Source organism: Candidatus Pantoea symbiotica (genome assembly GCF_056491525.1).
This window is the reverse complement of sequence record NZ_JBSZHR010000002.1, coordinates 3,663,850-3,690,758: the sequence shown is the minus strand read 5'-3', so window position 1 is coordinate 3,690,758 and position 26,909 is coordinate 3,663,850. Positions and strand designations below refer to the sequence as shown.

Genomic DNA, 26,909 nt, shown 5'->3' with positions numbered 1-26,909 from the left:
GGAGAAGTGATGACGCTTAACAAGCTGGATCAGGCGGCACAGGATGCCGGCATTTCGCTGCGCTTTATCAACGCTCACGGCGAGCCTGAAACCATCAGCGATGACACCAAACGTGCGCTGCTGGCGGTGATGGAAACGCCAACCGGCAAAGCGCCACCGCTGCCGCCGGTGCAGGTCTTTGCCGCACGCAGCAAGCGCCAACTGACGCCACAAGGCAGCGGCACTTTTTCCTGGCAGCTACAAACTGAACAGGGCAAAAGCTTCAACGGCGAGGTGCAAGGCGGGGAATTGCTGACATTGCCGCCGCGTTTGTCACAAGGTTATCACCAGCTCACGTTGCGCAAAGGCCGCCAGCAGTGGCAGACGCGCATTATCATCGCGCCGCGTCGTTGCTTTATCCCCGAATCCATCGAGCAAGGAGAGAAACTGTGGGGCGCGCTGGTGCAGCTCTACACGCTGCGATCGGATGACAATTGGGGCATTGGTGATTTCGGCGATTTAGCGCAAATGCTGGAGAAGGTCGCCGATTATGGCGGTGACTTTGTCGGCCTCAATCCTTTACATGCGCTTTATCCTGCACAGCCAGAAAACGCCAGTCCTTACAGCCCAACTTCGCGCCGCTGGCTTAACGTGTTGTATATCGACGTGAACCGGCTGGAGGATTTCCAGCACAGCGAAGCAGCGCAGCGTTGGTGGCAAATGGCGAAAACACGTAAGGCGCTGGAGCAAGCGCGCGCGGCCGAGTTTGTCGATTACAGCGCGGTGGCCGAACTGAAATTGACGGCGCTGCGCTTTGCCTGGCAGCGCTTTCAGCCTCGCGCCGCTGATGATGCTTCGTTCCAGCAATTTATCGTCGAGGGCGGCGATCATCTGCGTTATCAGGCAGCTTTTGATGGCATTCTCGCCGAGCGCAGCCAGCAACATCCCGATGAATGGGGTTGGGCGAACTGGCCGGAAGGCTGGCGCAATGCCTTGTTGCCGGAGGTGCAGCAATGGTGCGCGCAGCATGAGGATGAGATTCAATTCTGGAGTTGGTTGCAGTGGGTAGCGCAAGAGCAGTTCGCCATCTGCTGCCAGATCAGCCAGCAACTTGGCATGGAAGTAGGATTATATCGCGACTTAGCGGTCGGCGTGGCGCAGGGCAGCGCGGAAACCTGGCAGGATCCGGAATTGTATAAACTCGGTGCATCCGTCGGCGCGCCGCCGGATCGTCTCGGTCCGCAGGGACAAAACTGGAGTTTGCCGCCGCTCGATCCGCATGTGATGCGCGCGCGTGGCTATCAACCGTTTATCGATCTGCTGCGCGCCAATATGCGCGACTGCGGCGCCTTGCGTATCGATCACGTCATGGCATTGCTGCGTTTGTGGTGGATTCCCTACGGTGAAAGCGCGGATAAAGGCGCTTACGTGGCGTATCCGGTGCACGATCTGCTGGCAATCCTTGCGCTGGAGAGTCAGCGCCATCGCTGCATGGTGATCGGTGAAGATCTCGGTACGGTGCCGAAAGAGATCGTCAGCCTGCTGCGCAACAGCGGCATTTTCTCGTGGAAAGTGTTGTTCTTTGAGCAGCACGACGACGGAAGCTATCGTCAGCCGCACGAGTATCCCGCGCAGTCGATTGCCAGCGCCAGTACCCATGATTTGCCGACGTTGGCGGGATTCTGGGGATTTAAGGATCTTTCTCTGGGGCACAAACTGGGCTTGTACAAAGAGAGCGTGTTGATTCCCTTGCTGGGACAAAGGGATAAACAAAAACAGGCGCTATTGGATGCGCTGCATCAGATGAATACGTTGCCTGCGCGCCAAAGCTTCGTTGCCAGCCGAGTGTCCTTCACACCGGTGCTCAATCGCGGCTTCCACCGCTATCTGGCGCAAACAAACAGCGCATTACTGGGGCTGCAACCGGAAGATTGGCTGGCTATGTCTTCACCGGTCAACGTGCCGGGCACGGTAAATGAATATCCAAACTGGCGGCGCAAGTTAAGCGTCACTTTAGAAGAGATGTTCAGAGGAAAAGTGCCGGGCTTGCTAACTGCGGTCAATACAGGGCGCAGGAAGCGTTAGAGAACGCGCGGCAGCGTCGGGTCGCTGCCGCGTGCTAAATCAGTAGTACGAGTGTTCGCCGCGCTGGTGCTCGGTCAAATCACGCACGCCTTTCAGCTCAGGGAAAGCTGCCAGCAGCTCTTTCTCGATGCCATCTTTCAGCGTCACGTCGATCATCGAACAACCGTTACAGCCACCGCCGAATTGCAGAATGGCGATGCCGTCATCGGTGATTTCCATCAGCGATACGCGACCGCCGTGGCCAGCCAGCTGCGGGTTAATCTGCGCTTGCAGCAGATATTCCACGCGTTCCACCATTGGCGCATCGTCAGAGACTTTACGCATTTTGGCGTTTGGCGCTTTCAGCGTCAGCTGCGAACCGAGGTTGTCGGTGACAAAGTCGATTTCCGCGTCATCGAGGTACGGTGCGCTCAGCTCATCAACATAGGCTGACAGTTTTTCGAACTTAAATTCGGTATCAGTCGCTTCTACTGCATCGGGTGGGCAGTAAGAAACACCGCATTCTGCGGTTGGCGTACCCGGATTAATGACGAATACGCGAATCTGAGTGCCATCTTCTTGTTTGGACAGCAATTTTGAGAAGTGCTCTTGCGCAGCATCAGTAATAACGATCATGGCGATTGCTCAATAGTTGACTAAATTACTTGGTTATAATACGCCCAACACCGACGCTCTACAAGGTACGGCACAGGCAACCAATGTGTACGCTGGCCGCGCCTTGCGCCAGCAGGATGCGGCTAATTTCCGCCACGGTACTTCCGGTCGTCACAACATCGTCGATAAGCAGGATATGGCGTCCGCGCACCGGCATTTCAAGGCGAAAGGCACCGCGCAGGTTCTTTTTACGCGCGCTGGCGCTCAATGAGTGCTGTACCGCGCCGTGTCGTACACGCTTTACCCCTTCGCGATATTCACAGCCCAGCCAGCGAGCCAGCGGTTTTGCCAGCAGCGCCGCCTGATTATAGCCGCGTTGCCAGGCGCGCCGACGATGCAGCGGTACGCTCAGCACCAAATCTACACGCGGCAGCCGGTAATCACGACGCATTGTTAACAATTTTAACAAAATCAGCCGCGCCAGCATCACTCTGAGTGCGGTTACGCGAGAAAACTTCAGCTGCTGCACCCAATCACTCAGCGGCGGCAGGTAATCGCTGACGCAGCTCAGGCTCTGCCACGGCGGCGGACGGCGCAGGCAGCGCCCGCAAGGTTGCGTTCCGCTAGCCGGTAATCCGCAGCACGGGCAGAGCGCTGGCAGACGCGGAATCTGCTGCACGCAGCGGCCGCATAAGCCGTGGCTGGCAATCTGTAGCGGCAGGCGGCATAGCCAACACAGTGCCGGGATTGGTAGCATAGCGACCTCCTTTTCACTTTTCCGGAGTGTAACCGATGAGTTCGCTTTACTGGCACACCACAGGCACGGGCGATCGCGATCTTGTGCTGCTGCACGGCTGGGGTTTGAACGCCGAAGTGTGGCAAAACATGATTCCGCGACTCAGCCCGCATTTTCGCCTGCATCTGGTGGATCTGCCGGGCTTTGGCCGCAGCCAGGGTTTTGGGCCGCTGACCTTAGCGGAAATGGCGCAACGGTTGTTGCCACAGTTACCCGATCGCGCAGTGCTGCTCGGCTGGTCGCTGGGCGGATTAGTTGCTAGCCAGCTGGCGTTAACCCAGCCGCAGCGCGTTGCAGCGCTGATCACCGTCGCCTCATCGCCGTGTTTTACCGCGCGTGATGAATGGCCGGGCATCAAACCTGAAACACTGCAAAATTTTCAGCAGCAGCTCAGCACTGATTTTCAGCGCACCGTGGAGCGCTTTCTGGCACTGCAAACCATGGGCACGGAAAACGCACGACTGGATGCGCGTCAGCTGAAAGAGGTGGTGTTATCCCAGCCGATGCCGTCGGTTGAGGTGCTGGAAGGGGGATTAGAGATTTTGCGTCAGGACGATTTGCGTGCCGAGCTCGACGATCTGCCGTTGCCGTTCCTGCGCATTTACGGCTATCTCGATGGGCTGGTGCCGCGTCGTATCGCAGAAGAACTGGAGGCTCGCTGGCCAGATTCATCCTCGGTAGTGATGGAGAAAGCCGCGCATGCGCCTTTCATTTCTCACCCGGATGAATTTACGCAGCTGATAATGGAGTTTACCGCAGCCACATAAACTGCCACGCAGCCAGCGTCAAAGGCTGGCTGCCATCCAGCTTCTCCCCGCTAATCACATCCTGCACAAGCCGCGTCAGCGGTAACTGCGTCGTCACGTCATGGTTACTGAGATTAAACACGCACAGCAAACCCTCTTCGCTATCCGGCTGATGGCGACGCAGCACCAGCAAGGTATTCTCGCTCTCCAGCAGCGTCATCGGGTTATCGGGATGAAATGCGGATTGTCGCGTACGCAGCTGAATCAGTGCGCTGAGGCGTTCATACACCTGCTGACGTAGCGGATTGCTGCCGCTGATCCACTGCTCCATTTCATGCAGATCATATTTCTGACGATTGATGGCGCGGTTGTGACCGGCGGCGCGCACGCCGTCGTTATCGTTGCGTGAACCAAGAATACTTTGGATGTAGATCGCCGGTACGCCGGGAAACGACAGCAGAATGGCGTGCGCCAGCAGAAAGCGACGCAGCCGCGTGTCATCGTCGTCGCCTTGCTGATTCAGCGCATCAAAATAGGTGACGTTGATTTCGTATGGGCTGGTGGTGCCATCAGCATTGTTCTTGTACGAGACCAGCGCGCCTTCCAGCGCTAAATCGCGCACCAGCGCCACAATCTCCACTTCCGACAAAATGCCGCGTGCCGGATTCAGTCCTATGCCGTCGTGCGAGGCAAGAAAGTTAAAGAAAGTCGTGGTGCCGCCGCCCAAATCCAGCGTGCTGGCCCACTGACGCAGCGCACGCGCCGATCCGGAATGAATGGCGTGCAGCACCAGCGGCGGCAGCGAAAACTGATACACCATTTGCGCTTCATCTTTGCCGTTGCCGAAATAGCTGATGTTGTCTTTATGCGGCACGTTGGTTTCGGTAACGATCACCGTGCCGGGCGCGACTTCATTGGCGATGGCGCGAAACAGCTTCACCAGCTGATGCGTTTTCGGCAGGTGAATGCAGTTAGTGCCCGGCGTCTTCCACATGTAGCCGACTGCGTCGAGCCGCACATAATCCGCGCCTTTGATCAGGTAATCGAGCAGCACATCAACCATGCGAATCAGCACTTCCGGATTGCCAAAGTTGAGGTCGATTTGGTCGGCGCTGAAGGTGGTCCAGATATAGCGCGTTTCGCCGTCGGCCATCGCAAACGGCGTGAGCAGCGGCGAGGTGCGTGGACGCGTCACCGCACTGAGATCGGTGGCGGGCGGCATGCTGATAAAGAAATCATCCCAACCAGGATCCTGCGCCAGAAAGTGCTGAAACCAGCGGCTGTGCGCCGACATGTGGTTGCAGACAAAATCGAACATCAGGCGCGTTTCGCTGTGCAGCGCGCTGATGTGCTGCCAGTCGCCGCAGATCGGATTGACCTGGTGATAATCGATAACCGAGAAGCCATCGTCCGAAGAGTAGGGAAAAAACGGCAACAGATGCACCAAGCTGAAAGTGGATTGCAGATGCTGCTGATAAAAACGCGAAAAGCTGGCGAGGGTTGGCTGTTCGGGTTCACGGAACTGATCGGCGTAAGTGATCAGCACCACATCTTTCTCATCCCAGTGCGCCTTGCGCGGCAGTTTTACCGTATCGCGCGCGGCACGAATGTTCGAAAGCAGGCGTTCACGCGCCGCGAGCGGAAAGCTGCCGTGATAAATCTCATCGATTAAGGCGTTGATAATATCCATTGGATCGCAGGGCCACGCGGCAGGTCATTTTTTCAAAGCGTAGATGGACGAGCAGAATTATCAAGGCGGTATGCGCGCGGAGACGGGATGTCTCCGCGCGTGTTTAAGGCAGGAACTTAACGTTTTTTGAAGGCGGCGGCGAGCGCATCACCCATGGCGCTGTTGCCCGCCGGAGCGCTGGCCGGTTTGCCACGGCCTTTGTTATTGGCTGTCGGGCGGGCGTTTTCTTTGCCCGCGCTGCGGTTGCCGCCGCGCGCATTGCTTTCACCTGGCTGCTCGTCCAGACGCATGGTGAGCGCAATACGCTTACGCTGCATATCCACTTCCATCACCTTCACTTTGACGATATCGCCGGCCTTCACCACCTGATGAGGATCTTCAACGAACTTGTCGGAAAGGGAAGAGATATGCACCAAACCGTCCTGATGCACGCCGATATCGACGAAAGCACCGAAGTTGGTAACGTTGGTGACGGCGCCTTCCAGCACCATGCCCGGCAGCAGATCGTTAAGCGTTTCCACGCCTTCAGCAAATTGCGCGGTTTTAAACTCAGGACGCGGATCGCGGCCCGGTTTTTCCAGCTCTTTGATGATGTCTGTGACCGTTGGCAAGCCGAAGCGCTCATCGGTGAAGTCGCGTGCATTGAGATCGCGCAGACCGCCTGGATTGCCCATCAACTCATTCAGCGCCTGCTCGGTGGCGGCCAGAATGCGCTCGACCAGCGGATAGGCTTCCGGGTGCACGGTTGAGGCATCCAGCGGGTTATCGCCGTGGTTGATGCGCAGGAAGCCCGCGCACTGCTCAAAGGCTTTTGGCCCGAGGCGGCTCACCTTCAGCAGCTGCTGACGGTTCTGGAAGCGGCCATTCTCATCGCGCCAGCTGACAATATTCTGCGCCATCATGCGGGTTAAACCGGCCACGCGAGTGAGCAGCGCCACAGATGCGGTGTTGAGATCGACACCGACGGCGTTTACGCAGTCTTCCACCACCGCATCCAGCTTCTTCGCCAGCTGGCTTTGGCTGACGTCGTGCTGATATTGGCCTACACCGATCGATTTCGGGTCGATTTTAACCAGCTCGGCGAGCGGGTCCTGCAGGCGACGTGCAATGGAAACCGCGCCACGAATCGACACGTCGAGATCCGGGAACTCCAGCGCCGCCAGCTCAGATGCCGAATAGACCGATGCACCGGCTTCGCTGACAATCACTTTCTGCGCGTTGATTTGCGGGAACTGCTTCTGCACGTCGAGGAAGAATCGCTCGGTTTCGCGCGAGGCGGTGCCGTTACCAATCGCCACCAGTTCAACCTGATGTTTCGCGCACAACGCCGCCACGGCGGTGGCCGCTTTCGCCGCCTGGCCGGTGTGCGGATAAATAGTATCGGTCGCGACCAGCTTGCCGGTGGCATCCACCACCGCAACTTTCACACCGGTACGCAAGCCCGGATCGAGGCCCATGGTGGCGCGCATGCCGGCAGGCGCGGCCATCAGCAGATCGTGCAGGTTACGGGCAAACACGTTGATGGCTTCATCTTCGGCGCGTTCACGAATGGTGCCCATCAATTCGGTTTCGAGGTGCAGCAAGACTTTGATGCGCCAGGTCCAGCTCACCACTGCTTTACGCCAGCTATCCGCCGGCGCGTTATTCAGGCGCAGCTTGAGGTGTTCGGCGATCAGCGTTTCGCCATAGCTTTCACGCGGGGCTTCGTCGAACTGCGGATCGGCATTCAGCGACAGCTGCAGCACGCCTTCGTTGCGGCCACGGAACATCGCCAGCGCACGGTGCGACGGTACGCCGCTTAGCGCTTCGTGGTGATCGAAGTAGTCGCGGAATTTCGCGCCTTCTTCCTCTTTACCTTCCACCACGCGCGCCACCACATGGGCGTTCTTCCACAGATATTCACGCACTTTCGCCAGCAGCGTAGCGTCTTCGGCAAAGCGCTCCATCAGGATGTAGCGCGCGCCATCCAGCGCCGCGCGCACGTCGGCGACACCTTTGTCGGCATCAACGTAGCCAGCGGCCAGCTGCTCGGGATCCTGCGATGGGGCCTGCCATAGCGTGTCGGCCAGCGGTTCCAGACCGGCTTCAATAGCGATCTGTCCGCGCGTGCGACGCTTCTGTTTGTACGGCAGGTAAAGGTCTTCCAGCTCGGTTTTATTCAGCGTGCTGTTGATGGCGGTGGCGAGCTCAGGCGTGAGTTTGCCCTGTTCGTCGATGGATTTCAGAATCGACTGGCGACGATCGTCCAGCTCGCGCAGGTAACTCAGACGGCTCTCCAGCAAACGCAGCTGGGTGTCGTCGAGTCCACCGGTCACTTCCTTACGATAACGTGCGATAAACGGCACGGTGTTCCCTTCATCAAGTAAGCGAACGGCAGCATCAACCTGGTCGGCGCGTGCCTTCAGCTCACCTGCGATAATCTGGCTCAGTGAATCTTTCATCATCATTAACAATGCTTACACAGGGTTGGAAATAGCGGACAGTTATACGGAATGAGGCCGAAAATTGCCAGCCGGTGGCCCGTGAATCCGTCTTTTTCTGAATGCAGCGCGCGCAATCTTGCTGATGGTCAATCGGTCGCTTATTGTTAGCCTCTTTGCTGCGAAGAACCGCCGTCACCACGAGTTGAAGTCATGAAAACCCAACTGATTACCCGCGAAGGCTATAACAAGCTGCGTGCCGAACACGACCATTTGTGGAATGAAAAGCGTCCGGAAGTGACCAAAATCGTCTCCTGGGCGGCTAGCCTCGGCGATCGCTCCGAAAACGCCGATTACACCTACAACAAACGTCTGCTGCGCCAGATCGATCGCCGGGTGCGCTATCTGCGCAAATGCCTCGCCGATCTGAAAATTGTTGATTACGCGCCGCAGCAGGAGGGCAAAGTGTTCTTTGGTGCCTGGGTGCAAGTGGAGAATGAGCAGGGCGATGTGAAGCGTTTTCGCATTGTTGGCCCGGATGAAATTTATGGCGAGACCATGAAAGAGTACATCTCAATCGATTCACCGATGGCGCGCGCGCTGATCAAGAAAGAAGTGGATGATGAAGTGGTGGTCAACACCCCGGAAGGGCAGAAGTTGTGGTTCGTTAACAGCATTGAATATGTGAAAGAGACGCCGTAGCGGGTCGCGATAAATGGTCAGTTGAGCATGAAGCGGTCGCCATTAATGGCGACCCTACGGGCATTATTTACCGGCCTGGGTTGCGGTGGTGGTGGATGTGCTGCCACCTTTATCGCCGCCGCCCATGGTTGCCAGCGCCACGCCGAGCAGTGCGCCGACTGCGCCAACACCGATCGCGTCTGAGTTACCCTTCGCCGTGGTGGATGCCTGCGCGCCCGCCGCTTCGCCGGCGCTGGTGGCCGCCTGAACCTGAGTGACGCTGGTCAGTACCAGTGCGCCCAGCAGAATTACCGTTTTTTTCATTTTTCTCTCTCCACGTGAACTCAATAACAACAGGTACGAATCCAGTGTCGGAGATCGTGAGAATGGAGGAAAGAGGAGATTACTGATTGATTTGTAGGAATTAATTTAACGCTGGCCTTGTTTTTCATCGGCAAGGTATTGTTCCGAAAACAGATGCGCACTCCCGATGAGAAATGCCCTATTTTATGCTGCCATCACTATAACGCAGGCCTATTCTTCACCATCACCTTAAGCCAAATCGCCCTGAACACCTCTCTGGCGGCGGGATTTTTTGTCATGAACCAGTAACAGAAAGAAAATGCGCCAAATTTTCAGATAAGCGCTAAGCGGCTTGAAAGCACAGATAAAAAACGCGAAGCGAAGCGCATTTCAGGGCTAAAAATAAATATAAGCTGCTGTTTAATATGCTTTGTAACAATTTCGGCTAGAATATAAACCATTAATGACTGTCACACTGAGGCCTCTTTTTTTAACAATATTGGCTCAGGCAATGGCGCCTTTGGGAGTTGAACATGCAAGAGAACTACAAAATTCTGGTCGTCGATGATGATATGCGTTTGCGTGCGTTGCTGGAGCGCTATCTCACCGAGCAGGGCTTTCAGGTGCGTAGCGTTGCCAACGCCGAGCAGATGGATCGTCTGTTAACCCGCGAATCCTTCCACCTGATGGTGCTTGATTTGATGTTGCCGGGCGAAGATGGTTTGTCTATCTGCCGCCGTTTGCGCAGTCAAAGCAACCCGATGCCGATCATCATGGTCACCGCGAAAGGCGAGGAAGTGGATCGTATCGTCGGTCTGGAAATCGGTGCGGATGACTACATTCCAAAACCGTTTAACCCGCGCGAGCTGCTAGCGCGTATTCGTGCCGTACTGCGTCGTCAGGCCAACGAATTGCCAGGCGCGCCTTCGCAGGAAGAAGCGGTTATCGCTTTCGGTAAGTTCAAGCTGAACCTCGGCACCCGCGAGATGTTCCGTGAAGATGAGCCAATGCCGCTGACCAGCGGTGAGTTTGCCGTGCTGAAAGCGCTGGTGAGCCATCCGCGTGAGCCGCTGTCACGCGATAAGCTGATGAACCTGGCCCGTGGCCGTGAATACAGCGCCATGGAACGCTCCATCGACGTGCAGATTTCGCGTCTGCGCCGCATGGTGGAAGAAGATCCAGCGCATCCACGTTACATTCAGACCGTTTGGGGTCTTGGCTACGTATTCGTTCCGGACGGCAGCAAAGCATGAGGCGATTGCGCTTCTCACCCCGCAGTTCGTTTGCCCGCACCTTGTTATTGATTGTTACCTTGCTGTTCGTCAGCCTGGTAACAACCTATTTGGTGGTGCTCAATTTCGCCATTCTTCCCAGCTTGCAGCAGTTCAATAAGGTCCTCGCGTACGAAGTGCGTATGTTGATGACCGATCGGCTGCAGCTGGAAGATGGAACTCAGTTGGAAGTGCCGCCGGCCTTCCGACGCGAAATTTATCGTGAGCTGGGCATCTCGTTGTATACCAACGCGGCGGCGGAAGAGAGCGGTTTGCGCTGGGCGCAACATTACGAATTCCTCAGTGAGCAGATGGGCCAGCAGCTGGGCGGTCCCACCGATGTCCGTGTCGAGGTGAATAAAAACTCGCCGGTGGTGTGGCTGAAAACCTGGCTGTCGCCAGATATCTGGGTGCGCGTGCCGCTCACCGAAATTCATCAGGGCGACTTCTCACCGCTGTTCCGCTACACGCTGGCGATTATGCTGCTGGCGATTGGCGGCGCCTGGCTGTTTATCCGCATCCAGAACCGACCCTTGGTGGATCTGGAGCATGCGGCGTTACAGGTCGGTAAAGGCATTATTCCGCCGCCGCTGCGTGAATACGGCGCGTCGGAAGTGCGTTCGGTAACGCGGGCGTTTAACCAGATGGCGGCCGGTGTGAAGCAGTTGGCCGACGATCGTACCTTGTTGATGGCGGGTGTCAGCCATGACTTGCGTACGCCGTTAACGCGTATTCGTCTCGCCACCGAGATGATGGGCGAGCAGGATGGTTATCTGGCGGAGTCGATCAACAAAGATATCGAAGAGTGCAACGCGATCATCGAGCAGTTCATCGATTATCTGCGCACCGGTCAGGAGATGCAGACCGAGCGCGCCGACCTGAACAGCGTACTGGGCGAAGTGGTGGCGGCAGAGAGCGGCTACGAGCGCGAGATTGAGAATGCGGTGATGTCCGAGGATTTGATGCTGGATATCAACCCGCTATCAATCAAGCGCGCGCTGGCGAATCTGGTGGTCAACGCGGCGCGTTATGGCAACGGATGGATTAAGGTCAGCAGCGGCAAGGAGCTCAACCGCGCGTGGTTCCAGGTGGAAGATGATGGTCCGGGCATCAAGCCGGATCAGCTACAGCATCTGTTCCAGCCGTTTGTGCGCGGCGACAGCGCGCGCAGCACCAGCGGCACCGGCCTCGGTTTAGCGATTGTGCAGCGTATTATCGATGCGCATGAAGGTTCGCTGGAGATTGGTGATAGCGATCGCGGCGGATTACGGATTCGTGCCTGGTTGCCGATTCCGGAAGGTAATAGCAGTACGGCGGTGGTGAGTATTAATCACAGTTCGTGATCATTGGGAATGTTGCGGTTATTGACCAGGTGGGCATAAATGCCCACCCTACAAAATCTGATGGGCACAAATGCCCCATCAGATTTTAACTTACAACTGCGGCCCGGCTTGCACCAACGCCTTACCGGCGTCGTTATCCGTATACTTCTCGAAGTTCGTAATAAAGCGCTGCGCCAGATCCTGCGCGGCTTGCTGCCAGGCCGCTTCTGTCGGCCAGCTGCGGCGCGGATCGAGAATCGCGCTATTCACCTGCGGCAGAACTTTAGGTATCTGCAGGTTGAACACCGGCAAGGTTTCAGTCTCAACCTCATCCAGCTCACCGGCCAGAATCGCATTGATGATGGCGCGCGTGTCTTTCAACGAAATGCGCTTACCGCTGCCGTTCCAGCCGGTATTCACCAGATACGCCTGCGCACCTGCCGCTTCCATCCGCTTCACCAGCACGTCGGAATATTGCGTGGGGTGCAGCGTCAGGAACGCCGCGCCGAAACAGGCGGAGAAGGTTGGCGTTGGCTGCGTAACGCCGCGCTCGGTACCGGCCAGTTTGGCGGTAAAGCCAGACAGGAAGTGATACTGCGTCTGTTCCGGCGTTAAGCGTGAAACCGGCGGCAGTACGCCAAAGGCATCGGCGGTGAGGAAAATCACTCGCTTGGCATGGCCCGCTTTGGACACCGGCTGCACGATGTTTTCGATATGCTCAATCGGATACGAGACGCGGGTGTTCTCGGTCTTGCTGCCGTCGGCGTAATCAACGGTGCCATCGGCGCGCACCACCACGTTTTCCAGCAGCGCATCGCGGCGAATCGCGCGGTAGATTTCCGGCTCCGCCTGCTCAGACAGGTTGATGGTTTTGGCGTAGCAGCCACCTTCAAAGTTGAACACGCCATCGTCATCCCAGCCGTGTTCGTCATCGCCAATCAGCTGGCGATCCGGATCGGTGGACAAAGTGGTTTTGCCGGTACCGGACAGGCCGAAGAACACTGCTACATCGCCCGCTTTACCGACGTTAGCCGAACAGTGCATCGAAGCGATGCCTTTCAGCGGCAGCAGGTAGTTCATGATGGCGAACAGACCTTTCTTCATTTCGCCGCCGTACCAGGTGCCGCCAATCAGCTGCATGCGTTCGGTCAGGTTGAAGGCGACGAAGTTCTCGGAGTGCAGACCTTGCGCCTGCCAGTCTGGATTAGTGCACTGCGCGGCATTCATCACCACGAAATCCGGTTTGAAGTCAGCCAGTTCGGCTTCGCTCGGGCGGATAAACATGTTTTTGACGAAGTGTGCCTGCCACGCCACTTCCATCACGAAGCGCACGCTGAGGCGCGTGTCGGGATTGGCACCGCAGAACGCATCAATCACAAACAGACGTTTGCCGGAAAGCTGCTGGGTGCAGCGGTCTTTTAACGCCTGCCAGGTTTCCTGTGACAGCGGCTGGTTATCATTTTTGCCGTTGCCGACATCGTTCCACCACAGCGTGTCGCGCGTGGTGTCATCCCGAACGATGTACTTATCTTTTGGCGAGCGACCCGTGAAGATGCCGGTATCCACGGCAATAGCACCGCTCTGCGTCAGAATGCCTCGCGCATAACCTTCCAGCTCTGGGCGAGTTTCTTCCTGAAACAGGGTGTCGAAATCAGGGTTGTACACCACTTCGGTGGTGCCGCTGATGCCCATAGAGGCGAGGTCTTGCGATGTCAGGCCGTTAACGCGCATGTGACTGCTCCTTTAATCGGTATCTGTTACTGCATATTTTTTATGGGGTGATTCTGCTGCCTGCCTGCATAGCCACGCAGGGCAGATCGCGCGCAGTGTACTCTTCTGAGCACGGCGGAAAAGAGAAGATAGTCAGAAATGCGAGCTGGAACGTGACAAGTAGAGAAATCTGCCACTTATGAAACTAAAGTCAGCGTTATTTAGCTAATAACCGTGATAAATGATAGGGATACGTTCAGCAGGAAAGCGGGCGGATGAACCGCCCGGCAGGTGATTAATGTACTTGATCGCTGTTGTTGGTTGGCGCGTTGCGAAGGGCGGCAATATCTACCGCATCGAACACGTAATGCGAATTGCAATAGTCGCAATTCATGTCGATTTCGCCATCCTCTTCGAGGATTTCGTTTACTTCTTCCACTGGAAGCGTGCTCAGCACTTCGCCACAGCGCTCGCGTGAACAGGTGCACTTGAAGCTCACCGGCGTTGGGTCAAACACCGTGGCTTCTTCTTGATGGTACAGACGCCACAACACGTCGGTCGCTGGCAATTCGATCAGCTCTTCGCTTTTCACGGTTTCCGTCAGCGTAGCGAGGTGATTGAAATCATCGAGGTTCGACTCTTGCGCAGGCAACACTTGCAGCAGAATACCGGCTGCGCCTTTGTCGCTGGTGCGGATAAACAGGCGCGTTGGCAGCTGCTCAGAACGCATGAAGTAATCTTCCAGACAACCCGCCAGCGTATCCGCTTCCAGGCCAACCACGCCTTGATAGCGCTCGCCTTTCTCTGGCGAGATGGTGATCACCAGATAGCCGTTGCCGACCATCTCTTTCAGGCTGCTGCCCGGTGCGATCTCTGCGTCTTCTTGCACGCGCGCCACGCCACGCAACTCCTGACGGTTGTTACCGTTGATCACCGCCAGCGTCAGCGGACCGTCGCCCTGCAACTGCACCGTGATATCACCGTCAAACTTCAGCGTTGCCGTCAGCAGGCTGGTGGCCACCAGCAGCTCGCCCAGCAAGGTTTTTACCGGCTCAACGTAGTCGTGATTTTCGACAATTTCACGCCAGGTTTCGGTCACATTTACCAGCTGGCCGCGCACGGCGACGTTTTCGAAAAGATAACGGTGCAGTTGATCGTTTGTAGACATAGTGTTTCTCTCGTTGGGGCGCGTTATTTATCGCCCGACAATTTAAATTTCATCAGATCGCGGCGCTCTTTCTTATCCGGGCGACGATCGGGGTGCGGCATGGTTAGTGAATTCATCTTACGTGCCAGCGCAGTTTTCTCGCGCTTGTCGATGCTGGCGGCGGTTTCGGCATACAGCGCCTGGGCTTCGCTGGCCGGGCGGCGCTGATCGGTCACTGCGGTGATCACCACCGTGCGCTCATCGTTGCCCTGGCGCAGCGTTAATTCGGCATTCAGCTCCACCAGTTTGCTCGGCTTGCTGCGCTGACCGTTGTAGTGCACTTTGCCGCCTTCCACCATTTCACGTGCCAGCGCACGCGTTTTATAGAAGCGCGCGGCCCACAGCCATTTATCGAGGCGCACGCCTTCGCTCACTTTCTCTTTCATGGTATTGCGGCTCCTGCTTTAACGCAGCGTCTCGCACAATTGACGATAGTCGCCTACCGCCGGATGACGCTGGAAAGATTGATCGGGCCGACCGGAATCCGGATTGCTGACGCCTAAGCACCAGCGAATGCCCCAACTTGTCGCTGCATCCAGAATCGCTTCGCTGTCATCAATGAATAGCGTGCGCGCGCTGTCAAACGCAGTATGTTGCTGAACGGCCTGCCAGAGACGCGGATCCTCTTTCGGATATCCAAAGGTATGGGTGGAAAGTAATAAATCAAGGTGGGCAGCTAATCCGGTCTGCTCCAGTTTCACATCCAGATTGTAGGGATGCGCATTGGTCAGCAGAATGGTGCGTTTACCTGCGGCACGCAGCGCCTGCAGTAGCGGCAGCGTATCTTCACGCATTGCCGCGCGGTGGCGCTTCTCCCACGTCATGGCGCGAATATCCAGCGCCAGTTCCTGCGACCAGTAATCGAGACAATACCAGTTTAGCGTATGCACCACGGCCTGATACTTCTGCTCAATCAGCTGATGCGCTTCGCCCAGCGTGATGGCGCGTTCGCGGCTCAGGGTTTCCGGAACGTGTTCCAGCCAGAAGTGGCGGTCGAAGGCGAGATCGAGCAAGGTGCCGTCCATATCCAGCAGCACGGTATCAATCTCTGACCAGTTAAGCGTAACCTGCATTTTCTTTCTCGCCGCAAAAAAGTGGGCGACAGGGTAGCACAGAAGGGAAGGGCTCAGAACAGCGAGCGCACGCTCTGCATAGTGTTCAGATTGTGGTTGAAGCACTTATCGTAATACTGCTGAATTTCCGCCATGCGCAGGCGATTACGATGAATACGACGCAGCGCCAGCAAGCCGTTGATCACCGCGCTGGCAATCAGCACCAGCATCAACAGCGCGGTGCCCAAATAGCGCCACTGCGCCATGGCATCCGGCTCGTTATGCAGCGCGATATGGCGTGTGCCGTTGGCATCGGTGGTAATGCTGGTGATGATGCCGCTGGCGGCGAACGGTGTGTGCAGCAGCATGCCGGACATGCGTTGCAGTTCGCGCCATTGTGAAGGTGCATCAAGATCAAACAGCGCGACCGACGGCTGCGGCTGCGTCACCATCTGACGACCTTCATCACTGATAATCAGGAAGCCACCCGGCGGCGGGCTGTTGAGATTTTCCGCCGCGCGACGCGTTTCACGCGCGAAGAAGCTGGACGTGGCGGTGTTCACCAGGTTTTCCAGCGCTTCGGCACTGACCGGACGCAGCAGCACGTTCATGCCATTCAGCTTGCCGGAATCCGCGCGGTGAATCAGTGAATCCCAATCTTTGGCGTTGCCGAGATTCACCAGCGCATTTTTCAGGCGTACACAATCCTGCTGCTGGCTGCACAGATCCTGGGTTTTCAGTACCAAATCGGAGAAATCATCCAGCAGAATCATGCCGGATTTCTGAATCGCCGAGGCCAGCTGCGGGTTGAGTTTGGGATCGGTGTTAGTTTCCGGATGCAGCTGGCGCGTGGTGGTATCGAGCAGCGCGGAGGCTTTATCGATGATGTCTGATTGCGGCTGTGGCAGCGGCGCGGCGTTATTCCAGTAAATCGCTGAGCAGTCGAACGGCATGTAAGCGTAGCTGCGATTGCTTTGATAATTGCCCGGCACCGAACACATGCCGGTGCCAGCCACTTTCAGGCTGTCGCCGATATGCAGCGGCAGCGCATTCAGCTTATCCACGCTATTCACTTCAATGCTCTCGGTGCCTTTCACCCACGCAAGGCTGAGTTTGATCGGCATGCTGAGAGGAATCCAGGTGAACAGCATCACCAGCACCAGCAGCGAACCGCATGCCAGCACCAGATTTTTACGCCAGCGCTGCACAGGGAAGTTACGCACTTCGTCCTGCAGCGATAGGAAACGACCCTGACGCACCACCTGACGATTGAGATACATCTCGACGTCGGTGGTCTGGCCTAGATCGTGTGCTACGTATGGCTGCCAGTGCGCGGGATAGATTAAATCGATAATGCCCAGCGAGATATTGCTCTGCTCCTGATTGGATTCACCAAACAGGCCCCAGCGCTTAGGCGCGCCGCGCAGGCAATGCACATCACGTAAGCCTTTGGCGCCAGGGAAACGATAGAGGAACCATAGGCTGACGGCGATCATCAGGCAGCCGAGCAGGGCAATCCAGCCCATCAGGCTGCCGGGCAGCACCAGACTCAGGAAGAACAGCAGGAACGCGAAACAGATGGCGACCGCTTCGCGCGTGCCGTCGGCGCGTGACAGTTGATACTCTTCCGAGGTCTCTTTGCGTACCTGCAGCAACTCAACGTTTTCGCTCTCTTCTTTGCGAATCGATGCGTTGGTGGACATCGGACGCACCAGCGGCGGCAGCGCCGGTTGTTCCACGGCGTAATTCACCAGCGAATGTCCGTTCAGTGAAATCACCAGCGGCAGCGTTTGCGTGCGGATCAGCTCTACGTAGTTCTCTTCGGCGATGTACTGTTCCCACAGCGGCGGCAGATGAACTTCGACTTCGTCGAGATAGTAGCGCCATTTCTGCGGATCGTCGGTGGAGAGGCCATAGCGGGTGATGGAGCGGGTGACAGGGTAAACATTGTTGCTTTGCGCGGTAAGCGTAAGCGCTTCAGGTTCGCGCGACTTCTTTGCCGAGCGTGCGCTGCTGTGTTGCTGCTGTTTGGCGATGAGCGCGATGTACTTTTCAACAGCGGTGCGTTCTTCGTCGGTGAGCTTGCGATTAGGCGGACTGATAAACGGCAGTGGTTTCGCCAACGGCGGACGATGCCGCATAGCGTACCAATAGCCGATACCTGCTAAGAGGGAACAGGCGAGCATGACAGCCAGAATGACAATATAAGTGCTCATGCTTTGCTCAATCCAGCCAAAAAACTGCCTTCACGTTAACGATTTACTCCCGGTGAATCCATCAATACAAGTCAATTTTGGCGAGCAGATGTCATTCTGACAAGGGAAAAGTCAGATAAAATAACGCGCAAAATCATTTAATTATAGTTTGTTAGATTATTCCTCAACGGGATGTTAACCAGACATGACTCAATTAAATATCGGTATTTTCTGAATTTAACAATACACCGTTGACTTATTGTGAATTTTTAACTGCATAGATAACAAGAAGTTGTTAGCAGCCGTAAGTGAATATGTGTCACCATAGTTTACTTACGCTGCGTGTCGCACAATAGTTCTGGCTTCGGTATGCTGGCGTCATCACGTTTCACAGGGTTGTGCTAAGTTTGAGGCTGATATGAAAACCCCAATGAAAAAACCTGATATCCTCAATGTGGCAGCGGTGGCCCGCTCCCGCCTGTTCACTATCGAAGCGGTGGATCTCGCTTTCAGTAATGGCGCGCGCCGCGTCTATGAACGCATGAAACCTTCCGATCGTGAAGCGGTGATGATTGTGCCGATTATTGGCGATGACGTGATCCTGATTCAGGAGTACGCCGTCGGTCTGGAAAGTTACGAACTGGGCTTTCCGAAAGGGCTGATCGATCCCGGCGAAAGCGCCTTTGAAGCGGCCGATCGTGAACTGAAAGAAGAAGCGGGATTTGGTGCCACAAAGCTGGAAGCGCTGGGCAAACTGACCATGGCGCCCTCTTACTTCTCCAGCAAGATGAATATTGTGGTGGCGGAAGGGTTGTACGAAGAGAAGCTGGAAGGCGATGAGCCGGAGCCGCTGATTGTCCATCGCTGGCCGCTGAATAATCTGCTGGCGCTGCTGGAGGAACCGGACTTCCGCGAAGCGCGTAACGTCAGTGCGCTGTTTATGGTGCGCGAGTGGCTGGTGAAGCAGGGCCGTTTAAGCTACTAAATTTCATCATGGTATAAAAAAGAAAGCCGGCAAGTTTGCCTAATGCCAGTCAGTTAAGCCTGACTGGCATTTCTTCTTTTGGCTGTCGGGTACTTCCAGGGCCTCTCTTTCACCACTCTCGGGAACGACCTCTCCCGTCGCCCCGGCAGTTTGACTATCTGCGCTATCGCGTCCACATTTTTCACCAGTTCCGGGATCCGCCCCGGTGACGCGCCCTCAAGCGTCCAGAGCAGCTTCATGACCCAGGCCGCAGACTCGCTGAAGCTCAGCTGATTAGGCCAGTATCCCTTAAGCGTCGACGCCATTTTTATCATCTGATATCTCACCAGATTATACGCAAGCAGCGCGCCCCACAGCTCCTGACGCACCATCTCCGGTTTTTTGCTGCGCAGCGTCAGCCGGTTATCCTGCAGCCCCTGCTTGATTTCCCGATACCCCAGCTCTATCTCCCAGCGATGGCTGTACAGGTCCGCTATCTCTTTCCCCGGATAGCGCATCGCATCCGTCATCGACGTCAGGAACCGCCACGTCTTTCCTTTAATTTCCCGGCTGATAAGCCTCATCTCTGCATATTCCGCCAGATGAGGCCACTTCTTCCGCGCCTGAGGGGAGGTTTTAACACGGATGAGCGCATCTCCTTTTCCCAGGCGGCGTACCTCTTCGTACTGCAGGTCTTTGCGGGCTGCTATCATCCAGTGACGGTTTTCCCCCGCCTGATGCCAGGCGCTGAGCAGGCCGAACGAGGTATAGCCCTTGTCGAACAGCGTCAGGCTGTTGTCGGGGACGCGTGGGATAAGCCCTTCCGCCAGTATCATTTCGTTCTCATTCTGGCAGCCCATCACGGCGCCGCCGATAAGATGGCTGGTCAGCTCCATCAGGCAGACCACGCGTACCTGCGGATAGGGCGATGCACCGGCAACCGTTTTTGTGCGGGCGATAGCCTTTTCATTATCCGGCGTTTCCTGCGTGCGCCAGACGACGCCGTCAACCGCGTGAAGCGTCAGCCCACACCAGTCAGGATGCGTGGTCTGCGCGTGCCAGAGGTCGCTGCTTTGTTCGAAGACACGCCTGACGGCATCGTCTCCCAGGCGCTGCCGGGCCTGCACCACGGCGCTGGGCGCAACAAAAGGCCGGTTTCCCGGCAACAGAATATCAAGGCGATTCACGATGGCGTGCAGGGGCTCTTTGCGCTCAAGCGCCATGCCGATAAGGCACCAGACCATCATATCGGTGGTAAGACGACGCTTGCGGAGGGTAACGGAGCCTGACTCCTGAATGCAGCGGGCGATCAGTTCGGGCTCAAGGACATCCGCGAGTGTAGTGAGTGGGTTACGCAGAGAATCGTAGCAAGAGACAATATCAAGGGCCTGACGGAGCTGCATAAAAAAATCCGGAAACGAAACGTTCCCGGATTCTTACACAGCCACTGGATCGTTCAACTGATCCTTAACTGATCGGCATTACGGCAAATTTGCCGGCTTTTTTGATCAGAACAGTTCGTGGCTTTGGCCGTTGTCCATGATGGTGGTGCCCACATCATGCACCGAATACTCCGTCGGCTGCGTGCCGTTGATGAAGTACTCCTGACGCGAGTTGCCGCCATTGGCCAACTTGCCGGTGCCGCGATCGATGTTGACGGTGACCACGCCATCTGGCGGTGTCAGCGGCTGCACCGGCACGCCTTCCAGCGCGGATTTCATATAGTCATCCCACGCTGGTTGCGCACTCTTCGCGCCGCCCTCGTAACCGGAAATCTGATCCGGAATCGCGCCGGACATGGTTGAGCGACCCAGCGCGCGTGAATCATCGAAACCAATCCACACCGACGTCACCACGCCCGGACCGTAACCGGAGAACCACGCATCTTTCGAGCTGTTGGTGGTACCGGTTTTTCCGCCGATATCATTACGCTTCAGGTCACGACCGGCACGCCAGCCCGTTCCCATCCAGCCTGGCTCGCCGAAGATGTTGGTGTTCAGTGCGCTCTTGATCAGGAATGACAGCGGCGTGTTGATCACGTGCGGTGCATACTGCTGCTCGCCACCCGGCTGCGGCTGGGCAGGAACTTGCTCCAGCTCTGGCTGCGGCACAGTTTGATTCTGCGATTGATCGGAGGTCGCGACATTCTCGACGCTCTCTTCGTTCAGCGCGACCGACTTTTTGGTATCGCCATAGATTACCGGCAAGTTGCACTGCGGACAGGCAATCTTCGGTTTCTCTTCAAAGATCACGCCGCCTTGTTCGTTCTCAATCCTGGAGATGAAGTACGGGTCGACCAGGAAGCCGCCGTTCGCCATCACCGCGTAGCCACGAACCACCTGCATTGGGGTAAAGGACGCCGCGCCTAACGCTAACGATTCGGTATGCACGATGTTCTGCGCCGGGAAGCCGAAACGTTGCAGATATTCTGCCGCGTAATCCACGCCCATCGCACGCATCGCACGCACCATCACCACGTTTTTCGATTCGCCCAAACCCTGACGCAAACGGATTGGACCCGCATAAGTAGGCGGTGAGTTCTTCGGACGCCAGTCAGCACCCGCACCGGCATCCCAGCGCGAAATCGGCACGTCGTTGAGAATTGATGCCAGGGTTAAACCGCGATCCATCGCTGCGGTATACAGGAATGGCTTGATGTTGGAGCCCACCTGGCGCAGCGCCTGGGTCGCGCGGTTGAACATGCTCTGGTTGAAGTCGAAGCCGCCGACCAGCGCGCGAACCGCACCATCTTCTGGATTGAGTGACACCAGTGCGGAGTTCACCGCCGGAACCTGGCCGAGCCACCAATCATCATTCACTTTACGCACCCAAATCTGCTGACCAGCTTGCAGCACCTGCGTCACGCTACGTGGCGTTGGGCCTTGCAGCGTGTCAGATTTGTAAGCACGCGCCCAGCGCACGCCCGCCATATTCAGCGTGACGCTGCTGCCATCTTTCAGCATTGCCGTGGCTTGATCGGCGCTGGCGCTGGTGATTACCGCCGCATTCAGCGGTCCGTAAGTCGGCAGATTTTTCAGCGCGTTCTGGATGCGGGTTTGATCCCAGCTCGCTTCGCCCACTTTCCACAGCACGTTGGTCGGTCCGCGATAGCCGTGGCGCATGTCGTACGCCATCACATTGTTACGCACCGCCTGCTGCGCAGCTTCCTGCAGATGGCGAGTAACGGTGGTGTAAACCTTGTAGCCATCTTCATAAGCGCTGTCGCCGTAACGCTTCACCATCTCCTGACGCACCATTTCACTTAAATATGGTGCAGAGAAAGCGATTTCCGGGCCGTGATAGCTGGCCGCCAGCGGCGTGTTACGCGCGTCGTTATATTGCTGCTGCGTGATGTAGTTTTGGTCAAGCATACGTGCCAGCACCACATTACGACGCGCCAGCGCACGCGTATGAGAGTAGAGCGGGTTGAAGGTCGAAGGGGCTTTTGGCAATCCTGCAATCATCGCCATTTCACTCAGCGACAGTTGATCAATAGGTTTACCAAAGTAGACCTGCGCCGCCGCGCCCACGCCGTACGCGCGATAGCCGAGATAAATCTTGTTGAGATAGAGCTCAAGAATTTCATCTTTGCTCAGCAACTGTTCGATACGGATCGCGAGGAACGCTTCCTTAATCTTACGCATCAAGGTGCGTTCAGGGCTGAGGAAGAAGTTACGCGCCAACTGCTGAGTAATGGTACTGGCGCCCTGCGAGGCGTGACCGGACATCAGCGCAATGCTGGCTGCACGGAAAATCCCCACCGGATCGACACCGTGATGCTCGTAGAAACGGCTATCTTCGGTGGCAATAAACGCTTTGATTAACTCAGGCGGCATCTGTTGTAGGGTCAGCGGGACACGGCGCTTCTCGCCGTATTGGGCGATCAAATCGCCATCCGCGCTGTAAACCTGCATAGGAGTTTGCAGGCGCACATCTTTCAATGTGTTCACATCAGGCAGCTGCGGCTCTATGTATTTGTACAAACCATAAACCGTGCCGGCTCCCAGCAAAATGCAACACACTGCAAGGATCAATAAATACTTTACGAACTTCACCTGAGAATTCCCATCTGTTGTCGTTTGAGCAGTTTATAAGCAACCGCGCGGTAGTATAAAGACAAGCCTGACGCTTTGATATACCCGCAATAATTGAAGTTGGCCGGGTATTGGAGCTCATTACCTTCAATGATAAGGAGATCATGCGTATGGCTTTTCAGCGCTGGCAAATTGGACTGGACATCCAAAACGGGCAACTGTGCGCCCTTGGCATCGAACGTCGACGTCATGGTTGGCAGTTGCGACACTGGTGGCAACAAACGCTGCCGCAAGATACGTTAAGAAACGGCGTGCTGCAAACCACGCCTGCGTTACTGGATATGTTAGGGCGCTGGCAGCGCCAACTGCCGAAACGCTATTCACTGCGCGTTGGCCTGCCGCCGCAGTTGGTATTGCAACGCACTTTGCCCATGCCGGAAACCTCGCTGCGTGAGCCCGCGCTGGGGCGCTATGTGGCGGCTTCCGCACAGCGCCTGTTTCCCGTCGAGCCCGCTTCGCTGTCGCTGGATTATCGATCGCCGGGCAAAGATTCTTCGCTGTGCGTCACCGCCGCGCGGCGTGAGGTGATTGCACAATGGCTGACGCCGCTCAAGCAGGCCGGTCTGCGCCCGGACGTGTTCGAACTGAGCAGCCTGGCGCTGACGCAGATCGCCATGCGGCTGCCGTTACGCCACAACCAGTTATTGATTCATCCGCTAAGCGATCACTGGCTGTGGACGCTGGCGGGTGAAAGTGCCACTTCAGGCGCGGCCACCGAACCTCTCAACCTTGCGCAACTGCGCGAAACCTTCCCGCAGATGGAAAGCGTGTTCTGCACCTCAAACCTGGTTTTGCCCGAGGAGCAGGTTAAACGCTGTAAACCCTTTTCGCTGCTGCATTACCTGCAACCGCCGCTGCCTGCGCAGGAAGGTATTTTTGCCATCGCGCTTGGGCTGGCGCTGCGCCCGGAGGATGTCTAATGCTGGCGGTCAATCTGCTTCCCTGGCGCATTCAGCAATCGCAGCGGCGGCGCCAGCAGAGCATCTCGCTGCTATTGCTCACGTTGGCAGTTACCTTGCTCATCTTCTCATTACTGTGGTGGCGCAGCGTCAGTGCGCGGCAGCAACAGACGAACGCACTGATGGATATCACCTTTCTCCTCAACACGCTGCAGCAACAGCTGGAGCAGCAGCAATCGCTGTTGAAGCTGCGTGAATCAGTGCTTCAGGCGCAGCAGGAACAGCTGCAGCGGCAAGAGCAGCATCAGCGCTGGCAGCATTTTTGGCAGCAACTGCCGCAGTTAATGCCTGACACCTTGTGGCTGAATCGCCTCGAACGCCGGCAAGGGCAATTGGTGCTGGAGGGGCAGGCGCAGAGCATGGCGGCGGTCAGTGATTTTCGTCATCAGCTCATCACCCAGCCGCTGTTCAGCAGCGTAAAGCAGGGCAGTGTAAAGCGCGAGATGGGCGGCGCCTATCGCTTTGCTTTGCATGCGCGGGTGCAGGAGGCGACAGATGAATGAACTCCTGCAGCGCTGGCTGATGCTAACGCTGCCGCTGCGCATGGTGTGGTTATCGATGTTAGCGCTGCTGCTGTTTGCGCTGATGTGGATTGTGCTGCTTCGTCCGCAGCAGCAGATGCGTGAAGCGCAAGAGCGGCAGCTGGAACAGATGCGGCAACAGCAGCAACAGCGGCTAAAACAGCTGGCTTCACTTCCGGCGATTGATGCCTTGCAGAGCGAGATTAGTCTGCTTCAGCAACCCAAGAAGGATGCAGACGCTCAGCAAACGCTGGAGCGAATCGTGGCGGCACGCGGCAATCAGCTGGAAGCCTGGCATCCGGATAGCCAGCCGCAACAGCTGCAGCTAAGGCTGATCTGGCCGCAATTTCTGCCGTTGTTTAGCGAATTAGCCAGCACCCGATTACCGGTGCCACAACGCTTTCAGCTGCAAGCCGAGCAGGGCGTATTGAACACGCAACTTTGGCTGGAGAGTGACGATGCGGAGTAGCGCATTGCTGTTATTGCTCTGTAGCTCGCTGGCGCTGGCGCGTGACCCTTTCCAGCCGCTGACAGAAACGCTGTGTCAGGCGCAGGTGGCTGCCCCAGAAGGCTGGCGTTTGCAGGGCATTATTGGCACGGCGACGCACTACGTGGCGTGGTTGGTGTCGCCACAAGGCAAAAGCCATCGGCTGAATAATCAAGCGTCTTTACCCCAGTCGCCCTGGCAGGTCGTGCAGCTTACGTCGCGCACGCTGGTGTTGAGTGCAGCACAAAGCTGCACGCCGCAGCAAATCACATGGGTAATAAAAGGAGGTTTTTATGAAATGGATGACGTTACTGATGCTGCTGTGTCTGAGCATGCCGCTGCGCGCTAATGATGACCGCTTAAGCCTGACGTTTGATGATGCGCCGGTTGAACGTATTTTGCAGGCGCTGGCCGATTATCAACAGACTAACCTGCTGATCGCACCGGGCGTTGAAGGTCGGCTGTCGCTGCGCTTAGACAATGTTGGCTGGGATCGCGCGCTTGCTCTGGTGACACAGCTGGCAAAACTCACCGTGGTGCAGGAAGAGGGCGTTTTGCTGGTCTACCCGGAAAGCTGGCAACAGCTGCAGGTGCAACAGGAAAAGGAGGAACGCGAGGAGGAAAAACAGCAAACGCCGCTCCAGCAACAAACCGTGACGCTGCATTACGCCAGCGCCAGTGATATTTATCGTAGCCTGCAAGCCGAGCGTTCGTTGATGTCGCCGCGCGGCAGCGTCACGGTCGATAGCCGCACCAACAGTTTGCTGCTGCGTGACACGGCTGAGGCGCTGCGTGACACCGAACGCTGGTTAAAAGCGCTGGATTTACCGCTCGAGCAGGTTGAGCTCACCGCGCACATCGTCACCATCAATGAAGAGCATCTGCGCGAGCTGGGCGTTAACTGGGGCACGTCACCGGCAGAAGTTGTTACGCAAGCGCTTCGCAACCCGTTGCTTGAGATCCCACTGGCGGTGAGCAATCCGGCGTTTCGCGCTGGCGTGACGTTGGGCCAGGTCAGCGGAGAATTGCTCAACCTCGAGTTGAGCGCGCTGGAGCAGGAGAACCAAATCGAAATCATCGCCAGTCCGCGCTTATTTACCTCGCATCAGCAAACCGCCAGCATCAAGCAGGGCACGGAAATCCCTTATGAGGTGAAATCAGGCAACAGCGGCGCGACGGCCATTGAATTTAAGGAAGCGGTTTTAGGCATGGAGGTGACGCCAGTGGTGCTGGGAAATGGCCGCATCCAGCTCAAATTACGGCTGAGTCAGAACTTGCCGGGACGCAGTCTAAACATTGGCGACAATCAGGTGCTGAGTATTGATAAGCAGGAGATCGAGACTCAGGTGACGCTGCGCGATGGCGAAACCTTAGCGCTGGGCGGCATTTTCCAGCAGCAGCGTTCGCAGAGCGAAAAACACGTGCCCGGGCTTGGCGATCTGCCGTTACTGGGCAATTTGTTCCGCCAGCAAACCGATGAGCAGAAGAAAAAGGAGCTGGTGATCTTTATTACTCCCCGACTGGTCAGGGAAGCAGCGCTTACTGCCGGATAAAGCGGAAAATTCGCTCTGTGAGGCCAACTGCGTTGACGCAGGGCTGGAATTAGCTTACAAGGTTTAGCGATTTTCAAAACGGTGTAACGGAACGCGGCAGAATAACCTTCCGAATGACGTTGGTCACAAGCGATACTGACGTCAAAAGAAATATCTCCAAAATAATTCGAGCTCCAGTAAGACGTTAAATGAGTGAATGCACTGTGCTTACATCGGTAAGCGATTACAGTGGATGACCCCGGCCAGCGTGCCTGTAGCACGAAATATAGCGGATTAGCGG

At 56.5% G+C, this 26,909-nt stretch carries 23 protein-coding genes; 11 read left to right on the top strand and 12 right to left on the bottom strand.

What is annotated here, in order from left to right:
- Nucleotides 1-9: 9 nt before the first annotated feature.
- A complete protein-coding gene (gene malQ / locus ACXIZX_RS17850; RefSeq protein WP_179453074.1) occupies nucleotides 10-2,064 on the top strand; it encodes a 4-alpha-glucanotransferase in 2,055 nt (684 codons plus the stop codon).
- Between the two features lie 39 nt (nucleotides 2,065-2,103).
- Here malQ and nfuA read toward each other — a convergent pair whose 3' ends face one another.
- Both nfuA and gntX read right to left on the bottom strand, forming a co-directional pair.
- Nucleotides 2,104-2,679 carry a Fe-S biogenesis protein NfuA gene (gene nfuA, locus ACXIZX_RS17845; RefSeq protein ID WP_008107927.1) on the bottom strand — a complete coding sequence of 192 codons (576 nt, stop codon included), beginning with the start codon at nucleotides 2,677-2,679 and terminating at the stop codon, nucleotides 2,104-2,106.
- 58 nt (nucleotides 2,680-2,737) lie between these two features.
- Entirely contained in the window at nucleotides 2,738-3,415 is a 678-nt protein-coding gene (gene gntX, locus ACXIZX_RS17840) for a DNA utilization protein GntX (RefSeq protein WP_179453073.1), read from the bottom strand.
- 35 nt (nucleotides 3,416-3,450) lie between these two features.
- Here gntX and bioH point away from each other — a divergent pair, with 35 nt between their 5' ends.
- Nucleotides 3,451-4,221 carry a pimeloyl-ACP methyl ester esterase BioH gene (gene bioH / locus ACXIZX_RS17835; RefSeq protein ID WP_179453072.1) on the top strand — a complete coding sequence of 257 codons (771 nt, stop codon included), beginning with the start codon at nucleotides 3,451-3,453 and terminating at the stop codon, nucleotides 4,219-4,221.
- Here bioH and ACXIZX_RS17830 read toward each other — a convergent pair.
- Both ACXIZX_RS17830 and ACXIZX_RS17825 read right to left on the bottom strand, forming a co-directional pair.
- Entirely contained in the window at nucleotides 4,205-5,890 is a 1,686-nt protein-coding gene (locus tag ACXIZX_RS17830; RefSeq protein WP_179453071.1) for an alpha-amylase family glycosyl hydrolase, read from the bottom strand. The genes bioH and ACXIZX_RS17830 overlap by 17 nt on opposite strands.
- Before the next feature lie 116 nt (nucleotides 5,891-6,006).
- Complete coding sequence (locus ACXIZX_RS17825; RefSeq protein WP_479404893.1) at nucleotides 6,007-8,331, bottom strand: Tex family protein; 2,325 nt, start codon at nucleotides 8,329-8,331, stop codon at nucleotides 6,007-6,009.
- Nucleotides 8,332-8,523: 192 nt separating this feature from the next.
- On the opposite strand from ACXIZX_RS17825, the gene greB reads away from it, so the two are divergent.
- Nucleotides 8,524-9,012 (top strand): transcription elongation factor GreB, encoded by a 489-nt coding sequence (greB, locus tag ACXIZX_RS17820; protein WP_061719740.1) that lies wholly within the window; start codon nucleotides 8,524-8,526, stop codon nucleotides 9,010-9,012.
- A gap of 63 nt (nucleotides 9,013-9,075) precedes the next feature.
- Here greB and yjbE read toward each other — a convergent pair whose 3' ends face one another.
- Nucleotides 9,076-9,315, bottom strand: a complete 240-nt coding sequence (gene yjbE, locus ACXIZX_RS17815; protein ID WP_179453070.1) for an exopolysaccharide production protein YjbE — start codon at nucleotides 9,313-9,315, stop codon at nucleotides 9,076-9,078.
- Between the two features lie 512 nt (nucleotides 9,316-9,827).
- Between yjbE and ompR the strand changes: the two genes are divergently transcribed.
- Both ompR and envZ read left to right on the top strand, forming a co-directional pair.
- Nucleotides 9,828-10,547 carry an osmolarity response regulator transcription factor OmpR gene (ompR, locus tag ACXIZX_RS17810; protein ID WP_001157751.1) on the top strand — a complete coding sequence of 240 codons (720 nt, stop codon included), beginning with the start codon at nucleotides 9,828-9,830 and terminating at the stop codon, nucleotides 10,545-10,547.
- Nucleotides 10,544-11,908: a two-component system sensor histidine kinase EnvZ gene (gene envZ / locus ACXIZX_RS17805; protein ID WP_008107911.1), complete on the top strand. Its 1,365-nt coding sequence runs from the start codon at nucleotides 10,544-10,546 to the stop codon at nucleotides 11,906-11,908. The genes ompR and envZ overlap by 4 nt, the downstream gene beginning before the upstream one ends.
- Nucleotides 11,909-11,998: 90 nt before the next feature.
- Here the strand turns inward: envZ and pckA are convergent, their stop codons facing one another.
- From pckA to ACXIZX_RS17780, 5 genes are all read right to left on the bottom strand, one after another.
- Nucleotides 11,999-13,618, bottom strand: coding sequence for a phosphoenolpyruvate carboxykinase (ATP) (gene pckA, locus ACXIZX_RS17800; protein ID WP_179453069.1), 1,620 nt, complete (start codon nucleotides 13,616-13,618; stop codon nucleotides 11,999-12,001).
- Nucleotides 13,619-13,892: 274 nt separating this feature from the next.
- A complete protein-coding gene (gene hslO / locus ACXIZX_RS17795; RefSeq protein ID WP_061719737.1) occupies nucleotides 13,893-14,765 on the bottom strand; it encodes an Hsp33 family molecular chaperone HslO in 873 nt (290 codons plus the stop codon).
- Between the two features lie 23 nt (nucleotides 14,766-14,788).
- A complete protein-coding gene (gene hslR, locus ACXIZX_RS17790; protein ID WP_008107905.1) occupies nucleotides 14,789-15,190 on the bottom strand; it encodes a ribosome-associated heat shock protein Hsp15 in 402 nt (133 codons plus the stop codon).
- 18 nt (nucleotides 15,191-15,208) lie between these two features.
- Nucleotides 15,209-15,877 (bottom strand): GMP/IMP nucleotidase, encoded by a 669-nt coding sequence (gene yrfG, locus ACXIZX_RS17785; protein WP_061719735.1) that lies wholly within the window; start codon nucleotides 15,875-15,877, stop codon nucleotides 15,209-15,211.
- Between the two features lie 53 nt (nucleotides 15,878-15,930).
- Complete coding sequence (locus ACXIZX_RS17780; RefSeq protein WP_008107900.1) at nucleotides 15,931-18,072, bottom strand: intracellular growth attenuator family protein; 2,142 nt, start codon at nucleotides 18,070-18,072, stop codon at nucleotides 15,931-15,933.
- Nucleotides 18,073-18,469: 397 nt separating this feature from the next.
- On the opposite strand from ACXIZX_RS17780, the gene nudE reads away from it, so the two are divergent.
- Nucleotides 18,470-19,036: an ADP compounds hydrolase NudE gene (gene nudE, locus ACXIZX_RS17775; protein ID WP_008107898.1), complete on the top strand. Its 567-nt coding sequence runs from the start codon at nucleotides 18,470-18,472 to the stop codon at nucleotides 19,034-19,036.
- Between the two features lie 53 nt (nucleotides 19,037-19,089).
- Here nudE and ACXIZX_RS17770 read toward each other — a convergent pair whose 3' ends face one another.
- Nucleotides 19,090-20,418: an IS4 family transposase gene (locus ACXIZX_RS17770; protein ID WP_479403509.1), complete on the bottom strand. Its 1,329-nt coding sequence runs from the start codon at nucleotides 20,416-20,418 to the stop codon at nucleotides 19,090-19,092.
- Nucleotides 20,419-20,523: 105 nt separating this feature from the next.
- Nucleotides 20,524-23,070: a peptidoglycan glycosyltransferase/peptidoglycan DD-transpeptidase MrcA gene (gene mrcA, locus ACXIZX_RS17765; protein WP_179453231.1), complete on the bottom strand. Its 2,547-nt coding sequence runs from the start codon at nucleotides 23,068-23,070 to the stop codon at nucleotides 20,524-20,526.
- Nucleotides 23,071-23,219: 149 nt separating this feature from the next.
- Here mrcA and pilM point away from each other — a divergent pair, with 149 nt between their 5' ends.
- Genes pilM through hofQ form a run of 5 tightly spaced genes read left to right on the top strand, consistent with a single transcriptional unit; the run spans nucleotide 23,220 to nucleotide 26,629 of the window.
- A complete protein-coding gene (gene pilM, locus ACXIZX_RS17760; RefSeq protein WP_479404892.1) occupies nucleotides 23,220-24,029 on the top strand; it encodes a pilus assembly protein PilM in 810 nt (269 codons plus the stop codon).
- The gene (locus ACXIZX_RS17755; protein ID WP_479404650.1) at nucleotides 24,029-24,571 is read left to right on the top strand and encodes a PilN domain-containing protein; all 543 of its coding nucleotides are present in this window, start codon (nucleotides 24,029-24,031) and stop codon (nucleotides 24,569-24,571) included. The genes pilM and ACXIZX_RS17755 overlap by 1 nt, the downstream gene beginning before the upstream one ends.
- A complete protein-coding gene (locus ACXIZX_RS17750) occupies nucleotides 24,564-25,058 on the top strand; it encodes a HofO family protein (RefSeq protein ID WP_479404649.1) in 495 nt (164 codons plus the stop codon). The genes ACXIZX_RS17755 and ACXIZX_RS17750 overlap by 8 nt, the downstream gene beginning before the upstream one ends.
- Nucleotides 25,048-25,425: a HofP DNA utilization family protein gene (locus ACXIZX_RS17745; protein WP_479404648.1), complete on the top strand. Its 378-nt coding sequence runs from the start codon at nucleotides 25,048-25,050 to the stop codon at nucleotides 25,423-25,425. Before ACXIZX_RS17750 ends, ACXIZX_RS17745 begins: the two co-directional genes overlap by 11 nt.
- Complete coding sequence (gene hofQ, locus ACXIZX_RS17740) at nucleotides 25,370-26,629, top strand: DNA uptake porin HofQ (RefSeq protein WP_479404647.1); 1,260 nt, start codon at nucleotides 25,370-25,372, stop codon at nucleotides 26,627-26,629. The genes ACXIZX_RS17745 and hofQ overlap by 56 nt, the downstream gene beginning before the upstream one ends.
- Nucleotides 26,630-26,909: the final 280 nt, after the last annotated feature.

Bases quoted from the DNA above. Each gene is read 5' to 3' on its own strand.
- malQ (WP_179453074.1), top strand. From the start codon at position 10: ATGACGCTTAACAAGCTGGATCAGGCGGCACAGGATGCCGGCATTTCG.
- nfuA (WP_008107927.1), bottom strand. From the start codon at position 2,679: ATGATCGTTATTACTGATGCTGCGCAAGAGCACTTCTCAAAATTGCTG.
- gntX (WP_179453073.1), bottom strand. From the start codon at position 3,415: ATGCTACCAATCCCGGCACTGTGTTGGCTATGCCGCCTGCCGCTACAG.
- bioH (WP_179453072.1), top strand. From the start codon at position 3,451: ATGAGTTCGCTTTACTGGCACACCACAGGCACGGGCGATCGCGATCTT.
- ACXIZX_RS17830 (WP_179453071.1), bottom strand. From the start codon at position 5,890: ATGGATATTATCAACGCCTTAATCGATGAGATTTATCACGGCAGCTTT.
- ACXIZX_RS17825 (WP_479404893.1), bottom strand. From the start codon at position 8,331: ATGAAAGATTCACTGAGCCAGATTATCGCAGGTGAGCTGAAGGCACGC.
- greB (WP_061719740.1), top strand. From the start codon at position 8,524: ATGAAAACCCAACTGATTACCCGCGAAGGCTATAACAAGCTGCGTGCC.
- yjbE (WP_179453070.1), bottom strand. From the start codon at position 9,315: ATGAAAAAAACGGTAATTCTGCTGGGCGCACTGGTACTGACCAGCGTC.
- ompR (WP_001157751.1), top strand. From the start codon at position 9,828: ATGCAAGAGAACTACAAAATTCTGGTCGTCGATGATGATATGCGTTTG.
- envZ (WP_008107911.1), top strand. From the start codon at position 10,544: ATGAGGCGATTGCGCTTCTCACCCCGCAGTTCGTTTGCCCGCACCTTG.
- pckA (WP_179453069.1), bottom strand. From the start codon at position 13,618: ATGCGCGTTAACGGCCTGACATCGCAAGACCTCGCCTCTATGGGCATC.
- hslO (WP_061719737.1), bottom strand. From the start codon at position 14,765: ATGTCTACAAACGATCAACTGCACCGTTATCTTTTCGAAAACGTCGCC.
- hslR (WP_008107905.1), bottom strand. From the start codon at position 15,190: ATGAAAGAGAAAGTGAGCGAAGGCGTGCGCCTCGATAAATGGCTGTGG.
- yrfG (WP_061719735.1), bottom strand. From the start codon at position 15,877: ATGCAGGTTACGCTTAACTGGTCAGAGATTGATACCGTGCTGCTGGAT.
- ACXIZX_RS17780 (WP_008107900.1), bottom strand. From the start codon at position 18,072: ATGAGCACTTATATTGTCATTCTGGCTGTCATGCTCGCCTGTTCCCTC.
- nudE (WP_008107898.1), top strand. From the start codon at position 18,470: ATGAAAACCCCAATGAAAAAACCTGATATCCTCAATGTGGCAGCGGTG.
- ACXIZX_RS17770 (WP_479403509.1), bottom strand. From the start codon at position 20,418: ATGCAGCTCCGTCAGGCCCTTGATATTGTCTCTTGCTACGATTCTCTG.
- pilM (WP_479404892.1), top strand. From the start codon at position 23,220: ATGGCTTTTCAGCGCTGGCAAATTGGACTGGACATCCAAAACGGGCAA.
- ACXIZX_RS17755 (WP_479404650.1), top strand. From the start codon at position 24,029: ATGCTGGCGGTCAATCTGCTTCCCTGGCGCATTCAGCAATCGCAGCGG.
- ACXIZX_RS17750 (WP_479404649.1), top strand. From the start codon at position 24,564: ATGAATGAACTCCTGCAGCGCTGGCTGATGCTAACGCTGCCGCTGCGC.
- ACXIZX_RS17745 (WP_479404648.1), top strand. From the start codon at position 25,048: ATGCGGAGTAGCGCATTGCTGTTATTGCTCTGTAGCTCGCTGGCGCTG.
- hofQ (WP_479404647.1), top strand. From the start codon at position 25,370: ATGAAATGGATGACGTTACTGATGCTGCTGTGTCTGAGCATGCCGCTG.